Below are 26,989 nucleotides of genomic sequence, written 5' to 3'. Positions count from 1 at the left end.
AGCCAACATTGTGATGCTTCGACAGTTGGGTAACCACCCAGCTGTTTATATTAACCCTTGCAAACAAATGACTACATAAAACCTCCTTACTCATCCACAGACTCCAGAGCTGTCGATTAAGTAAGGAGGTTTCGCACTGATTATCCACCCATTGCCTGACCATGACGCAAGTCCAGGCTGAGGAATTTATTGTAGTTTTTCAGGAAGAGTAGTTCTACTTTACCTACCGGACCGTTCCGGTGTTTGGCTAGAATCACTTCTGTAATATTCTTCTTCTCTGACTCCTCGTTGTAATAGTCATCCCGATAAAGAAAAGATACAATATCTGCATCTTGCTCAATCGAGCCGGATTCCCGCAAGTCCGATAACATCGGACGCTTATCCTGTCTTTGCTCTACCGCACGAGAAAGCTGGGATAACGCGATGACTGGACAGTTTAACTCCCGTGCCAATAGTTTCAGAGAACGGGAAATCTCAGAAATCTCCTGTTGGCGGCTATCTTTTCCTCGTCCTTCAATCAACTGGAGATAGTCGATCATCACCATCCCTAAACCATGTTCCGCCTGGAGGCGACGTAACTTCGCCCGGATGTCAAAGACATTGATCCCTGGGGTATCATCGATAAAGATCGGGGCTTCCGCAAGGCTACTGATCGCCATGGTTAGCTTTTCCCAGTCTTCTTCCTTCAGTTGGCCGGTACGAAAGACCTGGGCATCAATATTGCCTTCACAGGCAAGCATCCGTTGTACCAACTGAGGGGCTGACATCTCCAAGTTAAAGATAGCGACGGGTTTCCCACTTCTTACAGCCACATTTTGCGCCACATTGAGGGCGAAGGCGGTTTTCCCCATTGCGGGCCGAGCGGCAAGGATGATGAGATCTGAATTTTGGAAGCCTGAGGTCATCCGATCAAGGTCCGTATACCCTGAAGGAACCCCAGTCAGTTGACCCTGGTTATAGTGAAGGCTTTCGATCCGCTCATAGGTATCCATCAATACATCCCGAATGGGTAGGAATCCATCCCGGCGCATCCGCCGCTGGGAAATCTCCAGGATCTTTTTCTCAGCGGTATCGATCACAGAAGAGATCTCTTCCCCACCCGAGTATCCTGAAGTAGCGATTTCGGTCGCTGTACGGATAAGCCTGCGAAGAACCGCCTTCTCCTCCACAATCCGTGCATAGTACTCTACATTGGCCGCCGTAGGAACGGTTTGCACCAGCTCGGTCAGATAAGAAACGCCTCCGACTTCGTCCAGTAGTTTCCGGTCGGATAATTCTGAGGTGAGCGTCACAAGATCGACGGGTTCTCCCTGTTCCGCCAAATCCATAATCACTTGGAGTAAGCGCTGGTGGGCCTGCCGGTATAAATCCTCAGGTTGTATTCGTTCTGTAACGGTGGCTAACACCGAAGGTTCGATCAGGACAGCACCCAGCACCGCCTGCTCCGCTTCTTGATTATGTGGCGGCATTCGATCCGCAAACAGCTCACTCATTGTTCTCCTCCTCCCTTCTTACGGCAACAAAAAAGCGCCCCACTCCCTGTGGAGCGCCAGAGAAACCGATTGAATCACTTCTCTTCCAGTACTTGAACAGAAAGAGTAGTCTTTACCTTCGGGTGAAGTTTCACAGGGATCTTCGTTACACCGAGGCTACGAATCGGTTCATCCAACTCGATTTTCTTCTTGTCCAAGGAGATTCCTTGCTCCCTTTTTAAGTGTTGGCTGATCTGTTTGGATGTGATCGATCCAAAGAGACGCCCACCTTCACCCGCTTTCGAGTGCAAGGTAATATCCAATTTCGCTAATTGCTCAGCGAATTTCTTTGCTTGTTCCAGTTCCACCACTTTCCGCTCTTCATCCCGTCGTTTTTGTTCCTTCAGGGAGTTCATATTTCCTGCAGAGGCCTCCACGACTAATTTACGAGGGAGCAGATAGTTACGCGCATACCCTTCGGATACTTCTTTTACTTCCCCTTTTTTTCCTTGTCCTTTGACATCTTGTTGGAAAATCACCTTCATCCGGTGTCGTCCCCTTCCTCAAAGGTCTCTTTTAAAACCGAAAGTAGGCTATCCCTTACCTCGGCTGGTGTAAATTCTTCAAATTGGCAGGCAGCATTGGTAAGATGACCTCCACCACCTAGTTCTTCCATGATCAGTTGAACATTGATATCTCCAAGGGAGCGTGCACTAATCGCTGTCTTCCCGTCATTACGCATACCGATGACAAAGGATGCACTGATACCCTTCATCGATAACAGAGTATCTGCCGCCTGGGCGATCACCAATTGATCATATACTTCCTTCTCTTCGCCGACCGTAATCGCAATTTTATCGTATACCACTTCTGTGTTTTTGACAATCTCAGCCCGTTTCACAAAACGATCCAAGTCCTCTTTTAACAGGGTTTGAACCATGGCTAAATCGGCTCCATGACGACGGAGAAAGGAGGCCGCTTCGAAGGTGCGCGACCCTGAGCGGAAGGCAAAGCTCTTCGTATCTACCACAATTCCAGCAAAGAGTGCTGTTGCCTCCAATGTATCCATCTCTAAGCGCTCATCTTGATATTGAAGGAGCTCCGTCACCAATTCACTTGTTGAGGAGGCATAAGGTTCCAGATATACCAATACCGGGTCCTTTACAAATTCTTCTCCCCGACGATGGTGATCGATCACGACGACCCGATCCGCTTTTTCGACTAGCTTTGGCTCAATAGTAAGGGAAGGCTTATGGGTATCGACTAAAATTAATAGCGTTCCTGAGTTCACCAATTGTAAAGCCCGTTCTGGATTCACTACGGATTCACTCAATTGCTCGTCTTTTTCAACAGCATCCATCAGCCCATCGATAGAGGGGTTTGATTCTGCCAGTACGATATGACCCTCTCGATCCGCATTCTGCACTGCCCTCAGTACACCGATAGCGGCCCCTAAGGCGTCCATATCCGGCCGTTCATGACCCATGATGAGTACCCGCTCACTATCCCGGATCAGGTTGGATAATGCATAGGAAATCACCCGTGCACGTACCCGTGTCCGTTTTTCTACCGCATTGGTTTTCCCACCGAAGAAAACCACACGCTCACCATCTTGGACCGCCGCCTGATCCCCTCCTCTTGCCAGGGCAATATCGAGTGACGCCTCCGCTGCACGCGTTTGATCCACCATCGAGATACCCGCCGCGGCTAGACCGATGGAAAGTGTGATCGGAATTTTATTTTGCCGCGTTAACTCCCGAACGACATCAAGGATATCAAAACGACTTTTAATCAGCTTATCCAGGGAGCGCCGTTGGAGCACCATAAAAAACTTCTCCGAATCAAAACGGCGCATACTGATGTCATGTTCCTGGGCCCAGCGAGTGATCGCTGCGGTCACATTGGTCATCAATAGGGTCCGTTCCTGTTCATCCAGCCCTGTTCCCGCTTCATCAAAGTTATCCATATGAAGGAAACCAATCACGTTTCGCTCATTTTCATGTCGTTCTTTTAAACGCTCTAATTTTGTAATATCCCGAAAAAAGTAAAGTCGTTCATCCGTGTGGTGAATCACTTCAAAGGTGCTATCGTCAAAATGAATCCGTTTTGGTTCTGTATCCTCGCTAGCGAGACGGGGGAAAACTTCGCTTACTAGTAAACCAACTATACCTTCCCGATTCGTCATCTCTCGCACATAGGGGTTATGCCATTCGATCTCACCTTTTCGATTATACAGGAGGATCCCCACTGGCATGTGAGTCACTGCTGCCTGACTCGCACCCTTAACTCGCTGGGATAGGGTCTGCACATAGTCAATAAACTCTTTGCGAAAAGCCCTCTCTGCTTGAAACAAGAGGCTACCTGAAACCAAAAAAATAGCCAAGCCAAATAAACTGTATTCCCATTGGTATATAGAAAGAAGCGCTATGAGAACCAAGATGAAACCCATGGCAAACACCATGTGGAAGCCGTGCCAGCGCTTAATAATGAACTTTGGCATGTTGACAACCCCTCGCCCCGGATTCACTCTTGCTCAGGAATCCGAGCTTATGTGCCTATTTTACCCCAGCTCCACTGGAATTGATAGCGATAGTCCCTTAGCCCCGCCCTTTTATCCGTTGACGTATCTGAGTCCCTGTATCAAGAACCCCTAACAGATGTAGTACCACAGTTGCAGGAGGAATCATCAGGGATATCACTACCACGAGAATCATCCATTTTTTACTTTTCCCTCGTGTATGGAGAATGTAGGAAATGAATGACCAACCCTGAATCATAAACAAGACATATAACAAAGCCACCGCATTGCTAAACAAAAGATCGAAGGATCCGGATGCTTCACTAGAAGTAACCAATAAACCCGCTAGCGATACAAAATAAAAATAGAAAAAGGAACGTGGTAACCGCCATGTGTAAAAAGGAATCATCTCTTTTCTTGGCAGTCCCGAGCGTTTTAGGAAGCGGCGACCCAACACAAAATTAAGGATGGGAAAGGGAAGTAACGTCAAAAGAAGCATCCCTGGCAATACTTTCCCCATATTTTGCGGATTAGGTAGTTTCTCTACTGTCCCGAGCGACTTCACCTTTTGTTCCATTAGTTGCCACTGTTTGTCCCAGTTAGCTGCTAACTCAGAAAAAAGATCGGTAAAAGAAGCTGTCACGATCACGATCAACAGCATGCTTACCCAGGCAGCAATAACGCCTCCTAATACGACATCCGTTCCTGATACATTCTCTCTACGGTACAATAACCCCATCACACTACCCGTCACCACTGAGAACCCATAGAGGGAAAGTACCAGAGCATGGGGGAAAAGAAACAAGATGAACAATCCTGATACCGTCACAGGGAAGATCAACGACCTTCCTCCCCAACGTGCACCATGGAGGAAAAAAGGAAGTGGCAAAAACCAGATCGTCAGTAACGAAAAAGGAGTCAATAAACTAACTATCAACAGAATAAAAATCCCAAAAGTAATTAATCCATACCGTGCATCTGCAAATCGGGACAAACTCCAGTCACCTCTTGTTGATGTATTCTTCCAATTGGGAGAGATCTCCGTACCACTCTTCTAACTGGTGTCCTTCCCTTGTATGTTCACGTAGCTTTCGAGCAACATTTTGATCGATCTCACGATAGGATACCCCCACCCGCCGAGCCAAAACATAAACGACGACCACAAGACTTGCTAGACTATCAGAAATTAACGACTGATTAGCTTGATGAAGCCCTTTATATAAATTAGAGACCTGATCCAACATTTCGGTCTTAAGCCATTCAATCACTTTTACACTTTTAGCAATGTGGACATTCCGTTCTGGCCGACTCATAGGCTCCGCACTCCTTTGTCAGGCTATGGGAGCTTGTTCGACAAAAGAAAGACAGATTCCTCCTTTTCAAGTTTCCCTTCTCTCGCTCTGTGATACAAGTAATGATACAAAAAAGAAGAGGCGTTTCCACACCCCTTCTCTTTTATCAATCTGTAGCGTAGGGCAAAAGTGCCATTTGCCGTGCCCGTTTAATTGCCCGGGTCAATTGCCGTTGATACTTGGAAGAAGTACCCGTTACACGGCGAGGCAGGATCTTGCCGCGTTCACTTACAAACTTCCGAAGCAAATCGATATCTTTATAATCGATATACTGGATCTTGTTAACCGTAAAGAAACATACCTTACGGCGTTTATTTCCACGACGGCGTGCCATGTGATTTCCTCCTCTCAACTTGAATCATTCAACCCATAATTAGAAGGGCAAGTCGTCATCGGAGATATCAATCGGTTTTCCATCATCAGCAAAGGGATCATTGGAAGGGCTACGACCCCCTCCATAATTCCCACCGCCACTATTTCCGTGGTCCTGGCTATAACTTGAGCCAGCATCAGCAGCGGCAACTTGAGAACGAGATTCCAAGAAGCGAACATTATCCGCAACTACTTCCGAAACTCGTATCCGGCGACCTTCCTGATTTTCATAACTACGAATTTGTAAGCGTCCTTCGACAGCGACTAGCCGACCCTTTTTCATATAGTTAGCGACCGTTTCACCCAGCTGACGCCAGGCAACGATATCGATGAAGTCAGCTTCCTTTTCACCTTGCTGGTTAGTGAAAGGACGATCCACCGCCAAACGGAAGCTAGCTACCGCTACTCCATTTGGAGTGTACCGAAGTTCCGGATCCTTCGTCAGACGACCGATTAGTACGACCCGATTCAACATAGGGCACCTCTCCTTTCGGGCTACAGCCCGTCAGTTCAACAGTTCAGCGGGAACTGTCTGTCCCTTTGGGCCGATACTCTCTCTCCGAAGCCCTTATTTTTTATCGTCAATGTTAATAACCATGTGACGGACTACGTCATCATTCAGCTTGATCAAACGATCAAGCTCGTTCACAGTCGCTTCCACACCATTGAACGTAATGACGGTATAGATACCTTCACGATTGTCATTGATTTCATAAGCGAGACGGCGTTTGCCGAAATGCTTTAGCTCAACGGTCTCCCCTTCGTTCTGGGTGATCACGTCTTGTACCTTTTCACGGTTAGCGTTCAGCTTTTCTTCGTCCAGTTCCGGACGGACAATGTACATCAGCTCATACTTGTGCATTTGTTTTCCACCTCCTTTTGGACTAAGCGGCCCTCAAATGGGCAAGGAGTGAATAGCAAGGCAAAAATGCCTACATGATTAAGAACCTATTCACGATGTCTTATTTTATCAGAGCAAGCCGCATTTGACAAGAATTGACGATTGATCGTCACACATTGAACCGGAAATGAACCACATCACCATCATGGACGACATACTCTTTTCCTTCTGAACGAAGGTGACCCTTCTCCCGTGCTCCAGGCATCGACCCTGCTGCCATCAAATCTTCAAAGCTCACTACCTCCGCACGAATAAAGCCACGCTCAAAATCAGAGTGAATCACTCCTGCTGCTTGGGGAGCCCGCATGCCTTGTCTAATTGTCCAGGCGCGAACTTCCTTCTCACCAGCAGTAAAGTAGGTAGCAAGTCCCAAGAGCCGGTAGGCCGCCGCTACTAAACGATCAAGCCCAGAGGATTCCAAGCCCAGCTCTTCTAAAAAGAGTTCTCGTTCTTCCCCTTCCAATTCGGCGATCTCTGCTTCCAGCTGTGCACTTATCGTAACGACTTCTGCCCCCTCAGTGAGAGCTTGTTTTTTTAAAGCTTCCACATGAGGATTCACATCATCGACATCAGCCACGTCATCCTCAGCTACATTGGCGGCATAGAGCATCCGTTTCAGGGTGAGTAGATTGAGGGAGTTAATCCGCTTCCGCTCGTCCTCAACCAATTCTACCGAACGAGCAGGCTTTCCCTCAGCAAGAGCAACTTGTAGTTTCTCAAGAATGGTATGTTCAATTGCCGCATCCTTATCTCCACTTTTCTTTTGCCGAGCAATCCGATCCAGACGGCGTTCTACGGTTTCTAAATCAGAGAGCACCAGCTCCAAATTAATCGTCTCCATATCCTCTAGTGGATTCACCTGACCAGATACATGAACGATATTCTCATCTTCAAAGCAACGAACAACATGGATGATTGCATCCACTTCACGTATGTGAGAAAGAAACTGATTCCCTAGCCCCTCCCCTTTACTTGCACCCTTTACTAGGCCAGCAATATCCGTAAATTGAAAGGAAGTAGGAACAATGCGCTGGGGATTCACCATTGCTGCTAATTTATCCATCCGCTCATCCCGTACATCAACTACACCAACATTAGGATCAATGGTACAGAAGGGGTAGTTTGCTGATTCGGCTCCAGCACGAGTAATTGCATTAAAAAGGGTCGACTTGCCAACATTGGGCAGGCCGACAATACCAGTCGTAAGTGCCATCGTTGTCATCTCCTCGATTGTTAAACTTCCATCATCACAGGACTCTTTTATCTTCTCGCTAATCCATGCCTACCTAATAAAGCCCACTCGATCTTCACAAATGAAAGCACCGCTATACGACGGTGCCTTAGATCCTCCACCTTCAGTATCAGGGAAATATTTCTCACTCAACAGGGGGGTCGGCAGGAATCAATACTTTCCGTAAACGCTTCTCAAACCGAGTACGGGGCAATAACACACTATGGCCACAACCCGTACACTTCATTCGGATATCCATGCCCATTCGAATCACCTTCCAGGCGTTGGTTCCACAGGGATGGCCCTTCTTCATCTCAACGACATCCCCCAGTTGGAACTTTTTACGGTCCATCGGCATTCACCTGCCTCGCTTCCCTTCATTATAGAAAGTGGATCATGGGATTTCAACTAACCCTCTGACCACTGCCCTTTTTAGATAATCGGTGCAAAGCCTCTAATAATTCTCCGCTGATTCGTTCTTGTTCCCCACGTCCTCCTGAGGGGTCCACCGTAATCGGTTCCCCATATCGAATCTGGATTCGAGCCGGACGAATCCACTTGGCATCACGGGGAAGGGCCTGAGAGGTTCCCTCGATATAGACCGGTAAAAGGTGTGCCGTTGTCTTCAATGCAATATAGGCCGCTCCCTGTTTGATCTCCTCCATCGGATTTTCGTCCCTGCGGCCTCCTTCAGGAAACATCCCCACGACCTGACCTTCCTTGAGGTAGACAAAAGCCTTTCGGATCGAACGAAGATCGATCTTCCCTCGCTGGATAGGGAAAGCCTCTAATGAAAGGAGGATTCTTTTTAAAATCGGATGCTTGAAGGATTCTTCCTTAGCCATAAAGTGTATTTGACGGGGAAATGAGGCTCCAATATAAAAGGGATCTAGATAACTAACATGATTGCCAACAAGAACAATCGGCCCTGTTTGCGGAATGTTGGAGGCTCCCGTTACCTCCACCCGGTGATATAGACGCAGAGCCAAAGCCACCAATTGTTTCACTAAGGAATACCACATACAATCACCTCACTATCCTTATCTCTCATGCCCATGTCCTTCTTCTCAATTATAGATTGAAACAGCAAGGAAAGGGTATGAAAAGACCAATCCATCCAATTTTTCCATTAAAAACTTTCCTCTTCACATTCTCTTATCTCGTTATGGATCCTTCTTCTGATTTGAGAAGGGGTAAAGTAGGAGCATCGTAAGGATGAATAAGTTAAGAACCCCATAAAGGGGATAAAGATAGGTAACTAGGGTAGAAAACCCCAATTGCGTTAGTGGAAGTAACAATATCAAAACAGTCCCTCCGACTAGCCAGTGGGGAAGCCTCACCCAATCGGATAATCGGGAAGCAATGCCATGGATGTTACTTACCGCGGTTGTATAAATCGCTAACCATAACACCAAGGTAATCGCAAATACCCATATGGACGAATAGTCACGTACCAATGCAAACAAAGGAATTTCATATTGAGAAATTAAATCCTTCACTCGTAAAAGGGAATAATTATACAAATAAGCAATCAACCCTAATGCTGTACAACTGATGCCACCCGCCAACCAAATCTCCCCTTGATGACGAATCTGTCCACCAATCGTAGATAAAACCGCTAATAACGATAACATATTAAAGGCCGCATAGATAATCGCTGATGGCCAAACTGGGAGAGAGGAAGGAGTGGGCTCAGACCAGGATGCACTCCACCCACTAATTTGAAGAAAGTGAAAACAGACAAAGAGAAGCACCGCTGTCATCAGAGGAATCAACACCAAATTCATCGACATCAAACCTCTTACATCAAAAAACAGAATCAGTAACACAGCGCCAACCATTACCAGTACGCCTGTATTAAAAGAACCACTCCATTGTTGAAAAGTAGCTCCACTGCCAGCCACCATGACCAAGGTACTAGAGAGGAGAAAGATGAGCACGAGCACATCAAAGAAGCGGGCAATCCGTGCTGGAAAAACCACTTCAAGGATCTCAGAATAATGGCTAGTCTTATTCTTCCAACTAATCTGAAGAATAATTACAATCGCAGCAAAAAAGATGAGGGTCGAAAGGAGGATACTCCCTCCACTTCCTTCGCCATACGACCCAAAAAACTCCCAAATTTCCCGTCCAGATGCAAAACCCGCTCCGATCGTCGTCCCCACAATAGTCATGCTGATTTTCACCGATTGCCAAAAGTTGAAGTGCATATCCGACCACCCTTGTCCTGGTTGTCCTTACTATGTATATTTGCCGATACGTTTCCGTATACTGGTAAGGAAATATTTTCCCGCGGAGGTCGACTACTATGCGAGAGCCGGTTTCTTCCGGATCCTTTTTTTCTATGCCACCTCGTATCCAATATAGTCACCCTAGTGCCAAGCATCAATGTGCTGATTGGTTAGGTCAAGCCATCCAACTGTACCCATCCACCCGTGAATGTGCGATCCTTTGTATCGGTACAGACCGCTCCACTGGAGATTCCCTCGGTCCTCTAGTCGGCTCTCAGTTAGAAAAAAGCGCCTCTCCCAACGTTCGCATATATGGAACGTTGGACGAGCCTGTACATGCGATAAACCTACGTCAAACACTACATAAGATGCAAAAGGATCTTCGTTCTCCACGCGTCATTGCTGTGGATGCTAGTCTTGGACAGTTATCCAGTGTGGGTTGGATCCAAGTGGGAAATGGACCGCTTAAACCAGGGGCAGGGGTAAATAAACAACTTCCCGAAGTGGGCCAAATTCATATAACTGGCATCGTAAATGTAGCTGGATTTATGGAGTACTTCGTTCTTCAGAACACGCGTCTCAGTATCGTGATGAAAATGGCTGACATTATCTCTGCTGCACTGGCAATTGCAACACAATCGTGCATGGCAAAGCACGCACCCATTCAATAAGCAGTACGTAATCGATTAATTGTACTTATTAATGCATGTAAGGAAGTTAGAGCCAGGTACTCTATTTTTCTGGTCTCTATGACTTCTAGCCACCTAAACTAAACGGGCTTAGAGAAGCGTACAGAAGAGCTTTTTTTGTGAATCCAATCATTGGCCAAGATTATCTACAAAGCATGAGAATAAGCCGATCCTTGTGGTTCGGCTTATTCTCATCGTTTCATAGGAACTCAACCGATTCTCAGTGAGGATGGATGAATGGCAAACTCAATCGGAGTTTTTCCTTTGCTCTCACCGTCGATCTGTATATCTAATTCTCTTCTCGATTCGATCCGAACCTGACGAGCTTGAAAGGTATGAACAGCAGGATGACCAATATGAGTGCCGAAAAAAACGCGAGGAAACATGCGAAGAAATAGCATTCCTTTACTAATCCCGTCGACTACGCAGATATCCAATAAACCATCATCGTTTGAAGCACTCGGACATATCTTCATTCCGCCACCGTAAAAAGCAATATTGGCAACGGCGACGAGCCACGCTTTGTTAAATTGATGTTCTTTCCCATCCAAATAAAGCGTAACCTCAGTGGGTTGAAATTGCCATAAGACACGGAACACGCCTACTACATAGGACCACTTACCCAAATATTTTTTTATAGGAAACTGGTTCACCCATCGTGTAACACTTCCATCAAAGCCAATTCCCGCCGTACTCACCACTGTCCCCTGGCATTCCTCTGTTCCATAAAAATCAGCGGTATCCACCTGGGCTGTACGTCCATCTAAAATCCGCTCCAATGCTTCTACAGGATCCCAAGGGATCGACTGGGCACGGGCAAAATCGTTCCCTGAACCCATGGGAATATATCCAAGTCTCGTATCCATACCGTACAAACCGTTTACTACTTCATGAACAGTACCATCTCCACCCACTGCTACTATGGTTTCAACTTGTTCCCGAGCTGCTCTCCGTGCTAATTCAACCGCATGTCCTGGTCGTTCGGTAAAGTATCTCTGAAATAAAACGTTTTTTTGTTGCAAGTGCCGCTCCAATATTGGCCATACCCGACGTGCTCTTTTCATTCCAGAAATCGGGTTAACGATGAAAACAATCATCCTGAATCTCTCCTGATTCACTGATATCGATTGTTCTACAACATCTTCACCGAGTGATTTTTCGCTTCTATTGCTGGTTGCAAAGCTTGGGTTATTGCCTGTTCTTCTTCCTTGGATAAGCGGTGGGTAGATCCACCCTCATGCACAGGTTTTGAATAAATATACGATACACCTTGATTACTAAATAGACTACTCATGACGATCCCATCTTTATTTTCATCAAGAAGCGCTAGGGAGAAGCTCATATCAGAGGCACGCTCCCCAATGGCATTGTATCGGACAAGGCCTATTTTACCTTTTAATCGAGTAAGACGATCATGGATCCCTTGTAAATGAGCGATCACGAGATCTCCATCAATCTCTTCTGACTCCAAAAGAGATTTTAATTCTTTCCCTTCTCCTAATTTCCTTGCTAACTGTCGAATCATTCGCTTTTGTTTTCCCAATCTTACTGTGGTCAAGATCCCCCATATGAGCAAGATCACTTGCAGTGCCACAACAACAAGAATCACTTCAGGTAAATAACGTTGTATCCCCTCATAAATAAGCTCAACCTTCATAACAATGGTTCTCCTTCCCATCCTGATGCTGCAACCTCAAACTTATCTACCATCCGGCAAACGCCATTTCTATCTCTTCAATCGCTTGTAAGAAGGTATCAACTTCTTCCTCCGTGTTAAAGAAACCAGGGCTTACTCGCACCGTACCCGTTGTAGCCGTACCATTGGTCTGATGAGCGAGTAGCGCACAATGTAAACCTGCTCGTACAGCGATTTCATATTGTTGATCTAAAATAACCGCTACCTCCTCACAATTCACCCCTTCTATATTGAAAGAGAGAACGGCTAGTGATGAAGTTGGAGGTGTATAGAGTTTTACTCCTGTTAAAGTTGAAAGCTTACTACGCATTCTCTCGGTTAACGCCTTCTCTTTTTGATGAATTCTTTCCATCCCCATATCTTCAAGGAATCGAAGGCCTGCTCTTAGGCCAACTATCCCAGGAACATTCTGTGTTCCACTTTCATAGCTTTGAGGTCGTTCAAGGGGGGGAGTTAGCTCTTCTGATTGATTGCCTGTTCCCCCTTGATAAAGGGGTTCTAATAACATCCCCGAACGCACATAGAGTCCCCCCGTACCTTGCGGCCCAAATAACCCTTTATGCCCGGGGAAGGCAAGCAGATCGATTCCCAAGGCTTGCACATCAATCGGCACACGACCTGCTGTCTGTGCTGCATCCACCAGCAAAGGCACTCCATGACGATGTGCCAGATCAGCCACTTCTTTTACAGGCAAGATCGCACCTGTCACATTAGACCCATGGGTAATGGCAATGAGCCGCGTCCGAGGGCCTATCGCCTTCTCCATCGCATTCAAATCCACCAGTCCGAATGTATCTGGAGCAATATGAGTCACTTCGATCCCCATCTGATTGCTTAGTGCTGCTAAGGGTCGTGCTACCGCATGATGTTCCCAACTAGTGCTGATCACATGGTCCCCTGGACGTAACCATCCTTTGCATGCCTGATTAACTGCATGGGTTCCATTTTGGCAAAACCAGATATTCTCTGATGCCTCTGCATGAAATAAACGAGCAAGAGCAAGACGGGTCTCTTCGACCAACTGACTTGCCTCCCTCGCCAATCGATGACCACCACGTCCTGGACTGGCTCCACACTCCTCGATAAACCGCGCCATTTCTGTGGCAACATCCCTTGGCTTTGGCCAAGTCGTCGCCGCATTATCTAGATAGATCAGCAATAAACACCCCTTCTCACCCGTCGCTTCATGAGTTGATACCTGAACGAGGCTTACAATTTTTCATTTTTTACTGACCACACCTGAACAATCCCTGAACAATCCTTCCTCAATCGACAATCCGTTCCTTGTGTAATATCTCTACCAATCGTTCTAGTTCACGTTGAGAGAAATATTCGATTTCAATCGTTCCCTTTCTTCTCCCTTGTCGAATACGGACGGGAGTGCTGTACGCTTCCTGGAGCATATCCTCATACCGCTTATATATTGCAGGAACCTCTTCGCTTCTCTTGTTTTTCTTCTTTTTTTGCTGTAGTGCCCCCCCTCGCTGTACCCATTCCTCTAACTGACGTACACTCGCTTCTTGCTTTTCTACTTTCTTTGCCAGCAAGATCATTGTATCTCGATCTTTGACACCAAGGAGCGCCCGAGCATGCCCCATTGACAATGTTCCACGTGAAACACTCTCTTGCAATTCCACAGGTAACTGAAGTAAACGAAGGAAGTTAGCAACATGGGGACGGCTCTTACCTACTCGCATAGCCAATTCTTCCTGGGTGAGCGAAAGATGATTTTGCAATTTTTTATACGCTTGAGCAATCTCCATCGAGTTTAGATCTTCTCGTTGTAAATTCTCAATGAGCGCAATCTCCATCATATTCTCATCTGAAAAATCTCGTATAACAACAGGTACTTCTGTTAAACCGATTTCCTTACTCGCGCGAAACCGCCTTTCACCAGCAACAATCTCAAAACCGCGAATACTTTTTCTAACTACTAACGGCTGCACAACCCCATGTTCCCGAATAGACGCCTTCAGCTCTTCCAACGCTTCTGGATCAAATTGCTTGCGAGGTTGGTAGGGATTAGGACGCAATTCAGAAATCGAGACTTCGTTTAATTGTTCTCCCTCCTCTGCTTTAGCTGTTGGGAAAAGCGCATCTAATCCCTTGCCAAGTCCTTTATTAGCCATTTTGCATCACTTCCTTCGCCAAAGCTACATAGCACTCGGCCCCTTTAGAACGAGCATCGTACGAAAGAATGGGTTTTCCATGACTGGGCGCCTCACTAAGTCGCACATTTCGTGGGATTACCGTCTGATACACTTTCTGTTGGAAATATTTTTTCACCTCATCCATTACCTGCACGGATAAGTTCGTTCGTCCATCAAACATTGTCAAAAGCACACCTTCAATTTCTAATTGCTTATTTAAGTGTTTTTGTACAATGCGTACCGTATTGAGCAACTGCCCTAACCCTTCCAAGGCGTAAAATTCACATTGAATTGGAATGAGCACCGCATCCGCAGCTGTTAAGGAGTTGATCGTTAATACTCCCAAGGATGGGGGACAATCAATTAAGATGTAGTCATATTGCCCACGAATGCTTTTTAACGCACGCTTAAGGCGGAGTTCACGAGATAGTGTGTTCACCAATTCAATTTCAGCCCCTGCAAGGGCGATGGTTGCAGGAATGATATCCAGACCCTCATGGAAACTTTTTAAAATCACTTCTTGCATGGGTATTTCATTGATCAATACATCATAGATACATTGGTTAACCTCGGCCTTATTTACCCCTAAACCAGAGGTCGTATTTCCTTGGGGATCAATATCCACAATTAATGTTTTCTTTTTCTGGTTAGCTAGGCTAGCACCCAGGTTAATGGAAGTGGTTGTCTTGCCCACTCCCCCTTTCTGGTTAGCAATCGCTACTACATGGCTCATCATTTACACCTCTATTCGATGACTGTGATGTGATCCTTATCCTGGCTGTATGACCCTTCACCCATGGTCTTTACTTTGGAATGCGTATAACTACCTCATAGAAATCCTCAAATTCTTGCTCATCGGCAGTTACGGCTAACCCAGAATCCTTTACCATATCGACTGACTGCCGGATCGTGTTCATCGCAATTCGTACATCCCTAGAAAAGGACTTCCGTTTCTTTTTTGGCTGTGGAGGCTGAGCTTCCAACAACTTGCGAATCCGCTCCTCTGTCTGTTTAACATTGAGCTCCTTCTCAATTACTTCTGCTAATACCCGCATTTGTGCATCTGACTCTTTAAGGACAAGTAATGCCCGAGCATGGCGCTCAGTAATTTCTCGACGCATTAAAGCCTGACGAACCTCTTCAGGCAAGTGCAATAGGCGTAGTTTATTGGCAACAGTTGATTGACCCTTCCCTAACCGTTGGGCTAGGCTCTCTTGGGTCAACTCATGTAATTCAATCAATTTCTGATACGCTATAGCTTCCTCTATCGCGGTAAGACCTTCTCGTTGTAAATTCTCGATCAACGAGGCAGACGCCGCCTCTGTATCGCTCATTTCGCGAACAATTGCGGGAATCGTCTCTATGCCTAATTTTTTAACGGCACGTAGACGCCTTTCACCCGCGATCAGCTCATATCCCCCACGGATCGAACGGATCACAATGGGCTGAATTACCCCATGGGTGCGGATGCTTTGACATAACTCTTCAATTCGATCATCATCAAAAATAGTTCGTGGCTGATAGGGACTCGGTTGGATGAGATGAACAGCTAACTGTTTCACTTCATCCTTACTCTGATTTTCCTTCTCAGCTATGCCGAACAGACGAGTGAACGGCTCTCTCATACTTGTGCACACCACCTATATTGGTATCAAATTCTTGCTAATTACTGGCCTGCGTTCTCTCTAAATTGATAAGCATCTTTTTCTTAGATCAACTGCAAGTGGATAAGTTTCGCCAATCTCTACAGGAATAGATGGACACCTTCCCAGATACTTTATCATTCTACAAGAAGAAGCACACCTATATTTTCGTCTCTGGATCAAAAAGAATTTCACATCTACAAAACCGAGTAGCTCGATTCTCAAACCTTCTCTTTCATAACACATACTACACCTACAATGATTCAATTCGCATACATCCAACCTACACTTTGTTTCATTACAGTACATATTCGACTCTAACTACAAAGCACCTGCCAATTCCCTGTTACCACGCCTTCAAATGAGGGAATCCCTCCTATATAAATCAGGGATGTTTCACGTGGAACATCCCTGATTACTCTGCAATTATGAATAGCCTTCTAGAAATCAGATACGTTGGGAGCGCCTATTTTTTGATCTCAGGCGCTTCCAATCGCTCATATTTCACTTGCTTGATTTACAACACGCTCAACTTCCTGAATGTCTTCATACCTCATTGGATTATCCCACCCATTTTTACACAGCCAACCATTTCTTCTAAAATAGATGAATCGGCAAATCCGATAGGATACATATATCGACAAATATGATCAATGCAATGTCATATTACGTCAAAAACAAGGCAAATATGTCGCCTTTTTTGTTGACCCTACTCACAATGCACTGATAGAATCAGAAGTGAGGTTAAGTGACGCCCTTCGACAAATAAAGGGGAGGTAGAAACATGGGTACACCTGTATATATCGGGAATGATCAAGGGTATTATGGCACAAAAGTGGTTAGTCGCAACAACGATAAGTTTCTAAAAATGTTTATTCGGAACATGGTGGTACCTAATCGTGTAGGCGAAATTACCTACAACAATGATCCGCATAATATCATGTACCGGGAAAACAACAGTGATAGAGAATGGTTTGTTGGTAAACTGGCCATTGAACAATCTGCTGATGACGAACTCTTTGATTCTCACGAAAGGCGTCTGTTTAGCCCAACATGGTTCCGCGAGCAAGAGTACCTCATTATGTTCCGTGTCAGCACCGGACTGATGTTACAGGGAAATCCTGATGCAGAGCCTGTGATCTCTGTTGCTCTTCCTACCGACAGCTATATCGATTATAAAGAAGAATTAAAGCGGCGTCTGATTGGAAAACACAGCTTTGAAATTAAACAAGGTAACCTCCCTTATCGGAAGATTGAATTTGAAATTAAACGTGAAAATTTATACGTGATCAGCCAACCAATGGCTACTCTTTTCCATATTGCCCTCGACCGTGAAGGACAGCTTCTCAATGAAGATCTCTTTATTCAAAAGGTAAGCATTAATGATCTTGGCTTTGGAACATCGGATGTAGAAACTCTTCATGGGGAGACAATCATTAAGCGTCAAAGCTTCACTTCCCGTCACGCAATGATTAATGTGTACCACCTTCTCTCCCAACGATTGAATGAGTTCACAAAGGATGTAGATTCCGAAAAAACGGGTAAAGATTATCCGATATGGAGCTTAAATCCTATCATCCGTTCCGGAGAGATTAGTTTTAAGGGCACCGTATACGATGTATCCGATATCGTAAAAGCAGCGATTGAAGAAGTAGGTACTTCCTTAGTCGATGAAGTTTGGACACGGTTGGATTACGCCGATGATATTACATATATCATCCTAACAGGCGGATCTTCTATCCCCTTCAAAAACCATTATCAGCAACAGTTCGGCGAAAAGTTGATCTTCGCTGAAGATTATGGGATCGATGCTCAATTCGCGAATGCTTTTGGTCTCTGCAAATTCACGCAATCAAAGAATCGCTCGGTACCTAGTAAATCGCAACAAGAAGTTGCGTCAACGATTCAGGAAGAATTTACTGTACCCGCTTCAGCGGAAACAGCGGTGAATCGCGAAAAAAAAGCTGTCAAAAAATAACAGCCCGCACCTAGAAAATCCTACATTCCCCCAGGGCCTAGCTCTGGGGGATTCCATCATCGTTAGGGGTAGACACTGGCGATATACCATGACGCCTCACTATCCTTCGGTGACAGGAGATCGCTTTCTTACACCCCGGAAAAGGAGGGGAATCTATCATGGCCCACTCGGGAGCAGACTACGATATGATCGTAATCAGCACAGATCCTTCTGGAGTAAAAGCTGCCAAAGAAGCAGCTCGTTCTGGGAAAACAACTCTCTTGCTTCAACTACATCCAGGTGCTGTAGCATCAGTAATGTGCAGTACGCCTATTCCTGGGCCAAACGTCGGACAAAGCCCGGCACATGGGGTAGAAGCCTTTATCGTTCAACCCGATGACATCCAAGTGGATTGCATCACTTCGACCCCCATGTCTTCTGCTGAAACATCTTCCCATCATTCCGTCTATATTTTACAATCCTCAGAAGATCACCCTAACACCATGGATACCCTCCGAGAGGGAGATATCTATTATCCAAATGAGGAGTCTATTGAAGAAGATCCTTCTAATGAAGAAGATCCTTCTAGCGATGCATATACCGATATGGAGGAGATCAACCCATCTGAGATTCTACGTGAACGGGAATTACGTAATCGTAGTAGAATGATCCATCGCACTCCTAATATTTTTAGTTTCCAACAAAACAAACCATCCATCGACAAATCATCCCAATCAAATAGTTTAGACACAAAGAGTGAGAGCTCTTCTCTATTTTCCCAACCTGTAATAAAAGAACGAGAGCTCAATCTACGAAGACCAGGCTCCTATCGACAAAAGGAATCCCCACCTTCGTGGAAACAAGCGGAGGAGAATATCGCCCCTTCTCCCTATCGACAAGAAGAATCCGATCATATAGAAGCACAACCGCCATCTACTTGGGGGCTAAATTCAACTTCAATTTCTAGTGAATCCTCTGAGGAATTAGAACCAACAAACCCGTCTTCGCCTTCTAAAACTCCTTTAGAAACCAAATTTAATCAACGGGAATCTCCTCAGGGACCTACAAAGCCTAAACGCTCTCAAGAGAGTGAAGAATCTTTACTAAACCGATCCACACCTTTGGGTAACCTACGACCCTTTGGTCTGAAACCTGAACGTCCATCACCTGTTCCAGATGAGGATCATGTTGAGGGCGCTATTGTTTGGAAAGCGCCTCAATCTTCCCGTAAGATTGAAGCTCCAACTTCATCAGCAAACACCCAGGAAGCCTCATCACCTGATGAAAATCATGCATCTTCCTTTAGAAAAATAACTTATGAGCCCTTCTCTCGGAGCAAAAAAAGTCGAGAATCATCCAATAATCAAACCACCCAAGCAAAGAGACCTCTCTCCTCTACACAGAAACAGGAGAGCAATAAGCACCAATCACCTTCACCCTTTCCAAAGAGAACAGAATCTCAAAAGGAGCAGCTGAAACCTGTCTCTCAGACCCAAGCTCCTCCATCGATAAAAGGAAAAGAACCCTCCCCTTTTATGGGAGAAGCCGCTCGTAATATATTGCAAAACTCCACGGGGCTCAAACGGGATAGTATTGATATCGAAGATCCCTTTGGACAATCCTATGAGGATCTACAAGAACCCTTTGCGCAAAACAATCCTCAATCTGAGCAATTGGAGAAACGCAAACTTGCTTTGCGTGGATTACACAACTTGATTAATAACCTGGGGTAACCCCACAAGTAAACCGCCTATTTGACAACAATCGGGCGGTTTCTTCATTTTTGGAGGACGCCTGGGAAATTAATCGCACCCATCATTATTCCCCAGGAAATATGACGATCTTTCCCGGAAAATATCGAGAAATCAATCCCTCTGGAAAAACATCAATTACCCGTTTCAACAGGGATGGCACTCATGATACGACTACAAGGGGCCATGATAGTATTGAGTTATTTCCCAAGAAATCTCATCTGATTTTTGCAAACGATACGCATACTCATCTCCAATGAAAATCCCCTCCAGGTTAACAGTAAGAAGCGCGCCTCTACTGTTAACCTGGAGGGGATAGTATCAACTTGATGTTCCGTTTCCTCTCTAACTGGCTATCTGTCAAATTAACTACATTGTTCGATGGTTATCCCTTATTACAAAGGTTTTCGTTGGGGGGTTCCTGCTTTTCGAGGGTATGATTTGGGTGTAGAGGATCCTTTTTTCACTAGAATAATAGAACGATCACCCATTTCCTCGGGTAATGATAAGGTGTGTGTTTCGGTAATCGTGCCTCCTAACTTCACAACAGCCTTTTTTCCTAAGGAGAGTTCCTCCTGAATATCCGGACCTTTCATCGCAGCAAAGAAACCATCTAGACGTACAAAGGGAAGACAGTATTCTGAGAGAACATTTAATTTAGCAACTGCACGTGCCGTTGCTAGATCAAATTTCTCTCTATACAGTGTATTTTGACCGGTCTCCTCTGCCCGTCCATGTACCGCCTCTACATCCTTCAGTCCACAGGTTTCCGCCACTCCCTTCAAAAACGATATACGCTTTTGGAGAGAGTCCAATAGCACTAAACGGATCTCCGGAAAAGCAATCTTTAACGCTAGTCCAGGAAATCCAGCACCTGTACCCACATCGATGATTGAGGAGATTTCCTTCATATTCACATGGGTTGCTAGAGCAAGAGAATCATAGAAATGCTTGATATAGACTTCTTTTTTATCGGTGATTGCCGTCAAATTCATGTGTTGATTAACCTCAAGCAAGTGGGTGAGGTAGGTTTCAAACTGATCCAATTGTCTCTCATTCAAATCCACATTTAATTGGGAGGCCGCTTCTTCTTGTAGCCACTCTCTATTTTCCATCTACCTACTCCTTCCGGTTAATGATCTATCTAAATCCCTTAGGCATGGTATCAGGCATGTTGATTAACCAGTTGACGTCGCACCAAATCAGGGATAGTGAACCTTGCTTTTACGAAGTCAAGCAGGGACAATGCTAGGGAAGCTTATGCTAAGTCCTGCTCCTCGACTTCCTCGACTTCCTCGACTCAGTTGAATGAAAATCCATCACACCTGAACTTCAGTTCCTGAGCCAATCGTATTCACCATCGCTTATCTATCTCATTCAGTGAAAAAAGCCCGCCACTTCGGCGGACTCATCTAACCTTCTTAGACACCCGCTCGGCGTTTAACCCCCTGCTCAATATAGATCAGTAAGATCGAAATATCCGCTGGGTTTACTCCTGAAATTCGGGATGCTTGCCCAAGGGAGAGTGGACGGACCTTCATCAACTTCTCCTTTGCCTCAGTGGAGAGACCATTCACCAGTGAATAGTCAATTCCATCAGGAATCCGCTTATTCTCCATCTTGCTCATCTTTTCTACTTGTTGCAGTGATTTTTTAATATACCCCTCATATTTCAATTGGATCTCCACCTGCTCCGCGACATCGGGGGTCACTGATGCTGCAGGAGGAGAAAGCTGAACGATATGCTCGTAGCGAATCTCCGGCCGTTTAATCAATTGAGCCAACTCAACTGCATTATCGATTGGGCTTGAACCCACTTCGGCCAGCAAGGCCAGCACTTCAGAGGATGGCTTCACCCGTGTCTCACGTAACCGCGCGATCTCCTTCTCGGTTGCCTCCCGTTTTACGAGGAAACGTTGATAACGCTCATCAGAAATCAGACCTACTTCTCGTCCAATATCCGTTAAACGCAGATCCGCATTATCGTGACGCAACAACAAGCGGTACTCTGCACGAGAGGTGAGAAGTCGATAGGGCTCATTGGTCCCCTTTGTTACTAAATCATCAATTAACACTCCGATATAGGCCTGGGAACGATCCAGAATAATCGCTTCTTTCCTTTGTACCTTACGGCCCGCATTGATCCCAGCCATCATTCCCTGGGCAGCGGCCTCCTCATAGCCCGAAGTCCCATTGATCTGCCCAGCAGTAAAGAGGCCAGCTACCTGCTTTGTTTCTAGGCTCGGCCATAGTTGCGTGGGGACGATAGCATCGTACTCAATCGCATACCCTGTCCGCATCATCTCCGCCTTTTCTAAGCCAGGGATCGTTCGTAGGAGGGGTTGTTGGATCTCCTCAGGGAGGCTAGTGGAGAGTCCCTGTACATACATCTCCAAAGTTTCCCGACCCTCAGGCTCCAAGAAAATCTGATGGCGGTCCTTATCCGCAAATCGGACAATTTTATCTTCAATAGAGGGACAGTAACGTGGTCCTTGACCCTCAATCTTCCCCGAATACATCGGAGCCCGATGCAGATTATCACGGATAAATTCATGGGTCTTCTCATTGGTATACGTTAGCCAACAAGGAAGTTGGTCAGTAATATATTCCGTTGTTTCATAGGAGAAGGCACGTAGCTCTTTATCCCCCGGTTGAATTTCCATTTTATCTGTTGCAACGGTTTGTTTATTAACCCGCGGCGGTGTTCCTGTTTTGAAACGTACAGTCTGAAAACCTAATTCCAAGAGATGGTGGGCTAGTTCCACTGCGGGTTGTTGGTTATTTGGACCACTTTCGTAGGAGAGATCCCCAATAATAATCTTTCCACGTAGGTACGTCCCCGTTGTCAGTACCACAGCGGTCGCATAGTACAAAGCACCCGTACGGGTAACCACTCCCTTACAAACTCCATCCTCTACAATCAATCGTTCCACCATATTTTGATGAAGAGTCAGATGGGGTTCTTCCTCTAGGGCCTTTTTCATCTCTTGTTGATAAAGCACTTTATCAGCTTGGGCCCGAAGCGCATATACCGCAGGGCCTTTACCTGTGTTGAGCATCCGCATCTGGATATGGGTTTTATCAATATTTTTCCCCATCTCACCACCGAGGGCATCCACTTCCCGCACCACATGCCCCTTAGCAGGTCCACCCACAGAGGGGTTACAGGGCATATAAGCTATCGTATCTAAACTGAGTGTCAATAATAAGGTCTTACATCCCATTCGAGCCGAGGCAAGTGCCGCTTCACATCCTGCATGACCAGCCCCGATGACAATCACATCATAATGCTCTTTCGAAACAGGCATTTTAATAGCCTCCTCACTTGCCCAGACAAAACTGGGAAAAAATCTGATCGATCAAATCTTCCGCTACAGCATCACCGATAATTTCCCCAAGGGAAACCCATGCATTCTTCAGATCAATCTCAATCATATCGAGCGGCATCTCCTGCTCAATGCCTTCAATCGCATCCCGTACATGTTGCTGAGCCTCTTTTAACAAATGAATATGGCGTGTATTGGTTACATAAGTAGCATCTACTGATTGGATCGTTCCTCCAAGGAACCGATCAGCAATCGCCTGCTCCAGTGCATCTAAACCTTTCTCCTCCGTCACCGAGGTTGTAATCAACGGAAGATCGCCAATCAAGGAACGTACCTCTTCTAAATCCAACCGGGGAGCAAGGTCCGTTTTATTAACGACCACAATGGTAGAATGTTGCCGTGCCAATTCTACTAGCTTTCGGTCCTCGTCCCCTAACTCCTCGGAATGATTCAGCAGTAAAAGAACTAAATCTGCACGGGAAAGGGCTTGATGAGAACGTTCTACCCCGAGTTTCTCAACAATATCCTCTGTTTCACGAATTCCAGCTGTATCTACTAAACGGAGGGGAATCCCACGCACATTGACAAACTCTTCGATCACATCCCGGGTCGTTCCTGGAATATCCGTCACAATGGCTCGATTCTCATGGGCGAGGGCATTCAGCAGAGAAGATTTCCCCACATTGGGTCGTCCGATGATCACTGTCCCGATCCCTTCCCGAAGAATCTTACCCTGGCGAGCCGTTGTTAACAAGCCCTGAAGCGCTTGTTCCACTTCACGGGATTTCGTCAACATCCGCTCCGCTGTCATTTGTTCCGCATCATACTCAGGATAATCCACATTTACCGCCAGATGGGCTAAACTCTCCAAAATATCCTGCCGCAGCCGCTGAATCAGACGGGATAATCGACCATCAGCCTGTTGAATCGCCACCTGTGCCGCCCGATCCGTCTTGGAGCGGATCAAATCCATTACACCCTCTGCCTGGGAGAGGTCGATGCGTCCGTTCATAAACGCCCGTTTGGTAAATTCGCCGGGCTCCGCAAGGCGTACACCCGTAGCAAGGAGGGTTTCCAGCACCTTCTGTACAGGGATCATCCCCCCGTGACAGCTGACCTCCACCACATCTTCACGGGTGAAGGTTCGGGGAGCTCGCATCACTGTGACAAGGACTTCATCAATCGATTGTTTCGTCGCTGGGTCAGTCATATGTCCATAGCGGACCGTATGGGTATCCAACTCCCCGAGGGGTTCTTTTCCTTGATATAGACGATCCACGACCGCGATCGATTCCGGACCACTTATTCGGATCACCGCGATGCCTGCCTCGCCCACCGTTGTAGCGATAGCCGCAATCGTGTCCGTTTCCATTACCTTCACCTCAAAACATTAGTCAATATATGATGGCACATCCATTAATTAATTAACCCATGGCATTCATCCGCCTATGCAAGTTCATGCTTGATTCCTAACAATTTATCATAGCATACGGTTATTGGAAAAGAAAACAAACGTCATCTACGAAAAAAACTCCCTGATGGGAGTTAGCGTATGCCGTAACGGGTTTACTTTGATGTTTTCCAACTGACGACAACTCTGCGATGGGGTTCTTTCCCCTCACTTGCTGTGGTCAGTTCTTTTTGTTTCTGTATCTGGGTGTGGATCACTTTGCGTTCCATGGGATTCATCGGTTCTAGGGTGATTGTTTTTTTATTTCGCATCACCTGTCGCGCTATCTGATCAGCCAACCGCAAGAGGGATTCCTCACGGCGCTTGCGATACCCCTCTGCATCCAACACAAAGCGGATGTAACCTCCTGGTGCTTTATTGGCCACGATGCTCGTCAGGTATTGAAGCGCATCTAAGGTCTGTCCTCTACGACCAATCAGTATCCCCAACTCATCCCCAACAAAATTAACAAGGACATGATCCGATTGTTGTTCGATCTCTAACCGAACGGACCGAAGACCCATCCCATCGAGAACCTCCCGCAAAAAGGATTCCACTTTCTCGACAGGTGAAGGGAGAATCCTCACTTCTACCTTGGCATCCCGCCCACCGATCCAACCGAGAAATCCCTTTTTAGGCTCCTCAAGAACGGTGATCGTTACTTGATCCCGAGATACGGAAAGGCGGCCGAGGGCCTCCTCCACCGCCAATTCCACCGTTTTACCCGTCACGGTCACTTTATTCAACCGGCTGCACCCTCCCGTTTCGCCTTAAATTTGTCCCCGATGAAATAGTACTGAACCATTTGGAACAGGTTACCATACACCCAGTACAAGGCCAGGGCCGCTGGGAAATTAAAGGCGAGTACGAAAATCATTATAGGCATGATATAGAGGAAAGCACGTGCTTGGGGATTATCACCCATCCCCATCATTACGGATTGCAGATACGTTGTTACCGCAGCTAGAACCGGTAGGATGTATAGTGGATCGTGTACACCCAATTGAAGCCACAAGAAGTCAGCCTGATTGAGAGCTTTATCATTAATAATCGCTTGATAAAAAGCAATAAGAATCGGCATTTGTACGATGAGAGGCAAACAACCCGCCAAGGGATTCACATTATGTTTCTGGAAGAGCTTCATCGTCTCTTCCTGCATCTTTTGCTGATTGTTTTTATATTTCTCCCGTAGTTTGGTCATTTCGGGTTGGATCGCCTGCATCGCTTTTGAACTTTTCATCTGTTTCAAAGTAAGAGGTAATAACAATAAACGAATTCCCACGGTAACCACCAGAATAGCAAGTCCATAGCTATTTAGTGCTTTGCCGGTTGCCTCCAATGCCTTCATGAGAGGCACTACAAAGTATGTCTGCCAAACCCCTTTAGGCTTATCAATATCTATGTTGCTTTTTGTTGGGGTAGTCGGCGAACAACCCGCCATCGCCAGTACCGCTACAATCAGCACCAACGCCACTAAGACACGACGTCTCCGCAAGGATGACTCCTCCTTCGATCATGATTAGCTCCATTTAGAATGAGCCTAATCATACTTTAAATAAAGAATATAACATCAAGGAACTGGATCATATCCACCTGGATGGAAGGGATGACATTTTAAGATTCGCTTGATCGTCATCCAGCCTCCCTTCCAGACACCATAGCGGGAGATAGCGATCCATCCATACTGTGAACAAGTTGGAGCAAACCGACAAGTCGGTGGTTTTAATGGAGATAGAACACGTTGATAAAAACGGATCAATCCGAGGGCAAGTCGTTTCATCCACTATCCCCCCGATTACGCATCCTTTCCGTCTCCTTCGTAAGAAGACAGGATTTACGAAACAGATGACGTAGACTGGAATGCATTTGTTGATAATCCATTTCTGCCGCTGGTTTACGGGCGATGACAATCAAATCCACATTGTCAGGCAATCGATCCATCCATTGCCGGGTTATTTCCTTGACTAATCGTTTAATTCGATTCCGTACAACAGCATTCCCAACCTTACGGCTGACAGAAATCCCGATTCGGATCGAATCAGGGCCTGCTCCAGGGCTTCGGTAGACCACAAACTGCCGATTCGCTGTCGACGTTCCTAAACGGAAAGCCCGCCGGAAGTCATTCCGCCGCCTTAACCGATACTCACGCTGCACGGAAATCCCCCTCTCCGCCGGACTTCATTTCCAGTATAAGACCAGACTTGTCCACCCTATACCCATATGAAAAAAAGCCACTATGAACAAGTGGCC

General features: G+C 46.1%; 28 protein-coding genes. 3 read left to right on the top strand and 25 right to left on the bottom strand.

Annotated elements, in window-relative coordinates; all coding sequences use genetic code 11:
- Positions 1-140: 140 nt before the first annotated feature.
- The 12 genes from dnaB to BLV90_RS12560 form a co-directional block, all read right to left on the bottom strand.
- Entirely contained in the window at positions 141-1,493 is a 1,353-nt protein-coding gene (dnaB, locus tag BLV90_RS12615) for a replicative DNA helicase (protein WP_091741632.1), read from the bottom strand.
- Positions 1,494-1,567: 74 nt separating this feature from the next.
- Positions 1,568-2,017, bottom strand: coding sequence for a 50S ribosomal protein L9 (gene rplI / locus BLV90_RS12610; RefSeq protein ID WP_091741628.1), 450 nt, complete (start codon positions 2,015-2,017; stop codon positions 1,568-1,570).
- The gene (locus BLV90_RS12605) at positions 2,014-3,972 is read right to left on the bottom strand and encodes a DHH family phosphoesterase (protein WP_091741625.1); all 1,959 of its coding nucleotides are present in this window, start codon (positions 3,970-3,972) and stop codon (positions 2,014-2,016) included. The genes rplI and BLV90_RS12605 overlap by 4 nt, the downstream gene beginning before the upstream one ends.
- 97 nt (positions 3,973-4,069) lie before the next feature.
- Positions 4,070-4,984, bottom strand: a complete 915-nt coding sequence (locus BLV90_RS12600) for a DUF2232 domain-containing protein (protein WP_177168049.1) — start codon at positions 4,982-4,984, stop codon at positions 4,070-4,072.
- 7 nt (positions 4,985-4,991) lie between these two features.
- Positions 4,992-5,303, bottom strand: coding sequence for a MazG-like family protein (locus BLV90_RS12595; RefSeq protein ID WP_091741619.1), 312 nt, complete (start codon positions 5,301-5,303; stop codon positions 4,992-4,994).
- 145 nt (positions 5,304-5,448) lie between these two features.
- Complete coding sequence (rpsR, locus tag BLV90_RS12590; protein ID WP_091741616.1) at positions 5,449-5,676, bottom strand: 30S ribosomal protein S18; 228 nt, start codon at positions 5,674-5,676, stop codon at positions 5,449-5,451.
- Positions 5,677-5,715: 39 nt separating this feature from the next.
- Complete coding sequence (gene ssb, locus BLV90_RS12585) at positions 5,716-6,189, bottom strand: single-stranded DNA-binding protein (protein ID WP_091741613.1); 474 nt, start codon at positions 6,187-6,189, stop codon at positions 5,716-5,718.
- A 93-nt stretch (positions 6,190-6,282) separates the two neighbouring features.
- The gene (gene rpsF / locus BLV90_RS12580) at positions 6,283-6,576 is read right to left on the bottom strand and encodes a 30S ribosomal protein S6 (protein ID WP_091741610.1); all 294 of its coding nucleotides are present in this window, start codon (positions 6,574-6,576) and stop codon (positions 6,283-6,285) included.
- A gap of 148 nt (positions 6,577-6,724) precedes the next feature.
- Entirely contained in the window at positions 6,725-7,828 is a 1,104-nt protein-coding gene (gene ychF / locus BLV90_RS12575) for a redox-regulated ATPase YchF (RefSeq protein ID WP_091741607.1), read from the bottom strand.
- Between the two features lie 163 nt (positions 7,829-7,991).
- Positions 7,992-8,198, bottom strand: a complete 207-nt coding sequence (locus BLV90_RS12570; RefSeq protein WP_091741604.1) for a DUF951 domain-containing protein — start codon at positions 8,196-8,198, stop codon at positions 7,992-7,994.
- 52 nt (positions 8,199-8,250) lie between these two features.
- Positions 8,251-8,868, bottom strand: a complete 618-nt coding sequence (locus BLV90_RS12565; protein ID WP_091741601.1) for a lysophospholipid acyltransferase family protein — start codon at positions 8,866-8,868, stop codon at positions 8,251-8,253.
- 141 nt (positions 8,869-9,009) lie between these two features.
- Positions 9,010-10,056, bottom strand: coding sequence for a YkvI family membrane protein (locus tag BLV90_RS12560; protein WP_091741598.1), 1,047 nt, complete (start codon positions 10,054-10,056; stop codon positions 9,010-9,012).
- Positions 10,057-10,154: 98 nt separating this feature from the next.
- On the opposite strand from BLV90_RS12560, the gene yyaC reads away from it, so the two are divergent.
- Positions 10,155-10,748 (top strand): spore protease YyaC, encoded by a 594-nt coding sequence (gene yyaC, locus BLV90_RS12555; RefSeq protein WP_091741595.1) that lies wholly within the window; start codon positions 10,155-10,157, stop codon positions 10,746-10,748.
- A 227-nt stretch (positions 10,749-10,975) separates the two neighbouring features.
- Here yyaC and BLV90_RS12550 read toward each other — a convergent pair whose 3' ends face one another.
- The 6 genes from BLV90_RS12550 to noc all read right to left on the bottom strand — a co-directional run bounded on the left by BLV90_RS12550 (position 10,976) and on the right by noc (position 16,237).
- Positions 10,976-11,863 carry a diacylglycerol/lipid kinase family protein gene (locus tag BLV90_RS12550; RefSeq protein ID WP_091741592.1) on the bottom strand — a complete coding sequence of 296 codons (888 nt, stop codon included), beginning with the start codon at positions 11,861-11,863 and terminating at the stop codon, positions 10,976-10,978.
- A 35-nt stretch (positions 11,864-11,898) separates the two neighbouring features.
- The gene (locus BLV90_RS12545; RefSeq protein WP_177168048.1) at positions 11,899-12,423 is read right to left on the bottom strand and encodes a DUF4446 family protein; all 525 of its coding nucleotides are present in this window, start codon (positions 12,421-12,423) and stop codon (positions 11,899-11,901) included.
- Between the two features lie 46 nt (positions 12,424-12,469).
- Positions 12,470-13,621 carry an aminotransferase class V-fold PLP-dependent enzyme gene (locus tag BLV90_RS12540; RefSeq protein ID WP_342707323.1) on the bottom strand — a complete coding sequence of 384 codons (1,152 nt, stop codon included), beginning with the start codon at positions 13,619-13,621 and terminating at the stop codon, positions 12,470-12,472.
- A 106-nt stretch (positions 13,622-13,727) separates the two neighbouring features.
- A complete protein-coding gene (locus BLV90_RS12535; RefSeq protein WP_091741571.1) occupies positions 13,728-14,591 on the bottom strand; it encodes a ParB/RepB/Spo0J family partition protein in 864 nt (287 codons plus the stop codon).
- A complete protein-coding gene (locus BLV90_RS12530) occupies positions 14,584-15,345 on the bottom strand; it encodes a ParA family protein (protein WP_091741568.1) in 762 nt (253 codons plus the stop codon). The genes BLV90_RS12535 and BLV90_RS12530 overlap by 8 nt, the downstream gene beginning before the upstream one ends.
- Positions 15,346-15,415: 70 nt before the next feature.
- Positions 15,416-16,237: a nucleoid occlusion protein gene (gene noc / locus BLV90_RS12525; RefSeq protein ID WP_091741564.1), complete on the bottom strand. Its 822-nt coding sequence runs from the start codon at positions 16,235-16,237 to the stop codon at positions 15,416-15,418.
- An 802-nt stretch (positions 16,238-17,039) separates the two neighbouring features.
- On the opposite strand from noc, the gene BLV90_RS12520 reads away from it, so the two are divergent.
- Entirely contained in the window at positions 17,040-18,233 is a 1,194-nt protein-coding gene (locus tag BLV90_RS12520) for a ParM/StbA family protein (protein WP_091741560.1), read from the top strand.
- Positions 18,234-18,391: 158 nt separating this feature from the next.
- On the top strand, positions 18,392-19,945 hold the full coding sequence (locus BLV90_RS12515; protein ID WP_091741557.1) for a hypothetical protein: 1,554 nt from the start codon (positions 18,392-18,394) through the stop codon (positions 19,943-19,945).
- Positions 19,946-20,358: 413 nt separating this feature from the next.
- Here the strand turns inward: BLV90_RS12515 and rsmG are convergent, their stop codons facing one another.
- From rsmG to rnpA, 7 genes are all read right to left on the bottom strand, one after another.
- A complete protein-coding gene (gene rsmG, locus BLV90_RS12505; protein WP_091741550.1) occupies positions 20,359-21,078 on the bottom strand; it encodes a 16S rRNA (guanine(527)-N(7))-methyltransferase RsmG in 720 nt (239 codons plus the stop codon).
- Between the two features lie 306 nt (positions 21,079-21,384).
- Complete coding sequence (gene mnmG, locus BLV90_RS12500) at positions 21,385-23,271, bottom strand: tRNA uridine-5-carboxymethylaminomethyl(34) synthesis enzyme MnmG (protein WP_091741548.1); 1,887 nt, start codon at positions 23,269-23,271, stop codon at positions 21,385-21,387.
- Between the two features lie 13 nt (positions 23,272-23,284).
- Positions 23,285-24,661, bottom strand: a complete 1,377-nt coding sequence (gene mnmE / locus BLV90_RS12495) for a tRNA uridine-5-carboxymethylaminomethyl(34) synthesis GTPase MnmE (protein ID WP_091741544.1) — start codon at positions 24,659-24,661, stop codon at positions 23,285-23,287.
- A gap of 194 nt (positions 24,662-24,855) precedes the next feature.
- Positions 24,856-25,476, bottom strand: coding sequence for an RNA-binding cell elongation regulator Jag/EloR (gene jag / locus BLV90_RS12490; protein ID WP_342707325.1), 621 nt, complete (start codon positions 25,474-25,476; stop codon positions 24,856-24,858).
- 5 nt (positions 25,477-25,481) lie between these two features.
- Positions 25,482-26,180, bottom strand: a complete 699-nt coding sequence (yidC, locus tag BLV90_RS12485) for a membrane protein insertase YidC (RefSeq protein WP_091741744.1) — start codon at positions 26,178-26,180, stop codon at positions 25,482-25,484.
- Positions 26,181-26,309: 129 nt separating this feature from the next.
- A complete protein-coding gene (gene yidD, locus BLV90_RS12480; RefSeq protein WP_091741538.1) occupies positions 26,310-26,519 on the bottom strand; it encodes a membrane protein insertion efficiency factor YidD in 210 nt (69 codons plus the stop codon).
- Positions 26,516-26,893 carry a ribonuclease P protein component gene (gene rnpA, locus BLV90_RS12475; RefSeq protein WP_091741535.1) on the bottom strand — a complete coding sequence of 126 codons (378 nt, stop codon included), beginning with the start codon at positions 26,891-26,893 and terminating at the stop codon, positions 26,516-26,518. Before rnpA ends, yidD begins: the two co-directional genes overlap by 4 nt.
- Between the last annotated feature and the right edge of the window lie 96 nt (positions 26,894-26,989).

This window comes from Marininema mesophilum (genome assembly GCF_900106775.1).
Taxonomy (GTDB): Bacteria; Bacillota; Bacilli; order Thermoactinomycetales; family DSM-45169; genus Marininema; species Marininema mesophilum.
The sequence above is the reverse complement of the archived record's forward strand: the minus strand, read 5'-3'. Positions and strand labels throughout refer to the sequence as shown.

Bases quoted from the DNA above. Each gene is read 5' to 3' on its own strand.
- BLV90_RS12595 (WP_091741619.1), bottom strand. From the start codon at position 5,303: ATGAGTCGGCCAGAACGGAATGTCCACATTGCTAAAAGTGTAAAAGTG.
- mnmE (WP_091741544.1), bottom strand. From the start codon at position 24,661: ATGGAAACGGACACGATTGCGGCTATCGCTACAACGGTGGGCGAGGCA.
- BLV90_RS12560 (WP_091741598.1), bottom strand. From the start codon at position 10,056: ATGCACTTCAACTTTTGGCAATCGGTGAAAATCAGCATGACTATTGTG.
- mnmG (WP_091741548.1), bottom strand. From the start codon at position 23,271: ATGCCTGTTTCGAAAGAGCATTATGATGTGATTGTCATCGGGGCTGGT.
- yidC (WP_091741744.1), bottom strand. From the start codon at position 26,180: ATGGCGGGTTGTTCGCCGACTACCCCAACAAAAAGCAACATAGATATT.
- BLV90_RS12605 (WP_091741625.1), bottom strand. From the start codon at position 3,972: ATGCCAAAGTTCATTATTAAGCGCTGGCACGGCTTCCACATGGTGTTT.
- rplI (WP_091741628.1), bottom strand. From the start codon at position 2,017: ATGAAGGTGATTTTCCAACAAGATGTCAAAGGACAAGGAAAAAAAGGG.
- BLV90_RS12570 (WP_091741604.1), bottom strand. From the start codon at position 8,198: ATGGACCGTAAAAAGTTCCAACTGGGGGATGTCGTTGAGATGAAGAAG.
- BLV90_RS12550 (WP_091741592.1), bottom strand. From the start codon at position 11,863: ATGATTGTTTTCATCGTTAACCCGATTTCTGGAATGAAAAGAGCACGT.
- yyaC (WP_091741595.1), top strand. From the start codon at position 10,155: ATGCGAGAGCCGGTTTCTTCCGGATCCTTTTTTTCTATGCCACCTCGT.
- ychF (WP_091741607.1), bottom strand. From the start codon at position 7,828: ATGGCACTTACGACTGGTATTGTCGGCCTGCCCAATGTTGGCAAGTCG.
- BLV90_RS12565 (WP_091741601.1), bottom strand. From the start codon at position 8,868: ATGTGGTATTCCTTAGTGAAACAATTGGTGGCTTTGGCTCTGCGTCTA.
- yidD (WP_091741538.1), bottom strand. From the start codon at position 26,519: ATGAAACGACTTGCCCTCGGATTGATCCGTTTTTATCAACGTGTTCTA.
- BLV90_RS12545 (WP_177168048.1), bottom strand. From the start codon at position 12,423: ATGAAGGTTGAGCTTATTTATGAGGGGATACAACGTTATTTACCTGAA.
- rpsF (WP_091741610.1), bottom strand. From the start codon at position 6,576: ATGCACAAGTATGAGCTGATGTACATTGTCCGTCCGGAACTGGACGAA.
- BLV90_RS12535 (WP_091741571.1), bottom strand. From the start codon at position 14,591: ATGGCTAATAAAGGACTTGGCAAGGGATTAGATGCGCTTTTCCCAACA.
- rpsR (WP_091741616.1), bottom strand. From the start codon at position 5,676: ATGGCACGCCGTCGTGGAAATAAACGCCGTAAGGTATGTTTCTTTACG.
- BLV90_RS12520 (WP_091741560.1), top strand. From the start codon at position 17,040: ATGGGTACACCTGTATATATCGGGAATGATCAAGGGTATTATGGCACA.
- dnaB (WP_091741632.1), bottom strand. From the start codon at position 1,493: ATGAGTGAGCTGTTTGCGGATCGAATGCCGCCACATAATCAAGAAGCG.
- noc (WP_091741564.1), bottom strand. From the start codon at position 16,237: ATGAGAGAGCCGTTCACTCGTCTGTTCGGCATAGCTGAGAAGGAAAAT.
- ssb (WP_091741613.1), bottom strand. From the start codon at position 6,189: ATGTTGAATCGGGTCGTACTAATCGGTCGTCTGACGAAGGATCCGGAA.
- BLV90_RS12530 (WP_091741568.1), bottom strand. From the start codon at position 15,345: ATGAGCCATGTAGTAGCGATTGCTAACCAGAAAGGGGGAGTGGGCAAG.
- BLV90_RS12515 (WP_091741557.1), top strand. From the start codon at position 18,392: ATGGCCCACTCGGGAGCAGACTACGATATGATCGTAATCAGCACAGAT.
- rsmG (WP_091741550.1), bottom strand. From the start codon at position 21,078: ATGGAAAATAGAGAGTGGCTACAAGAAGAAGCGGCCTCCCAATTAAAT.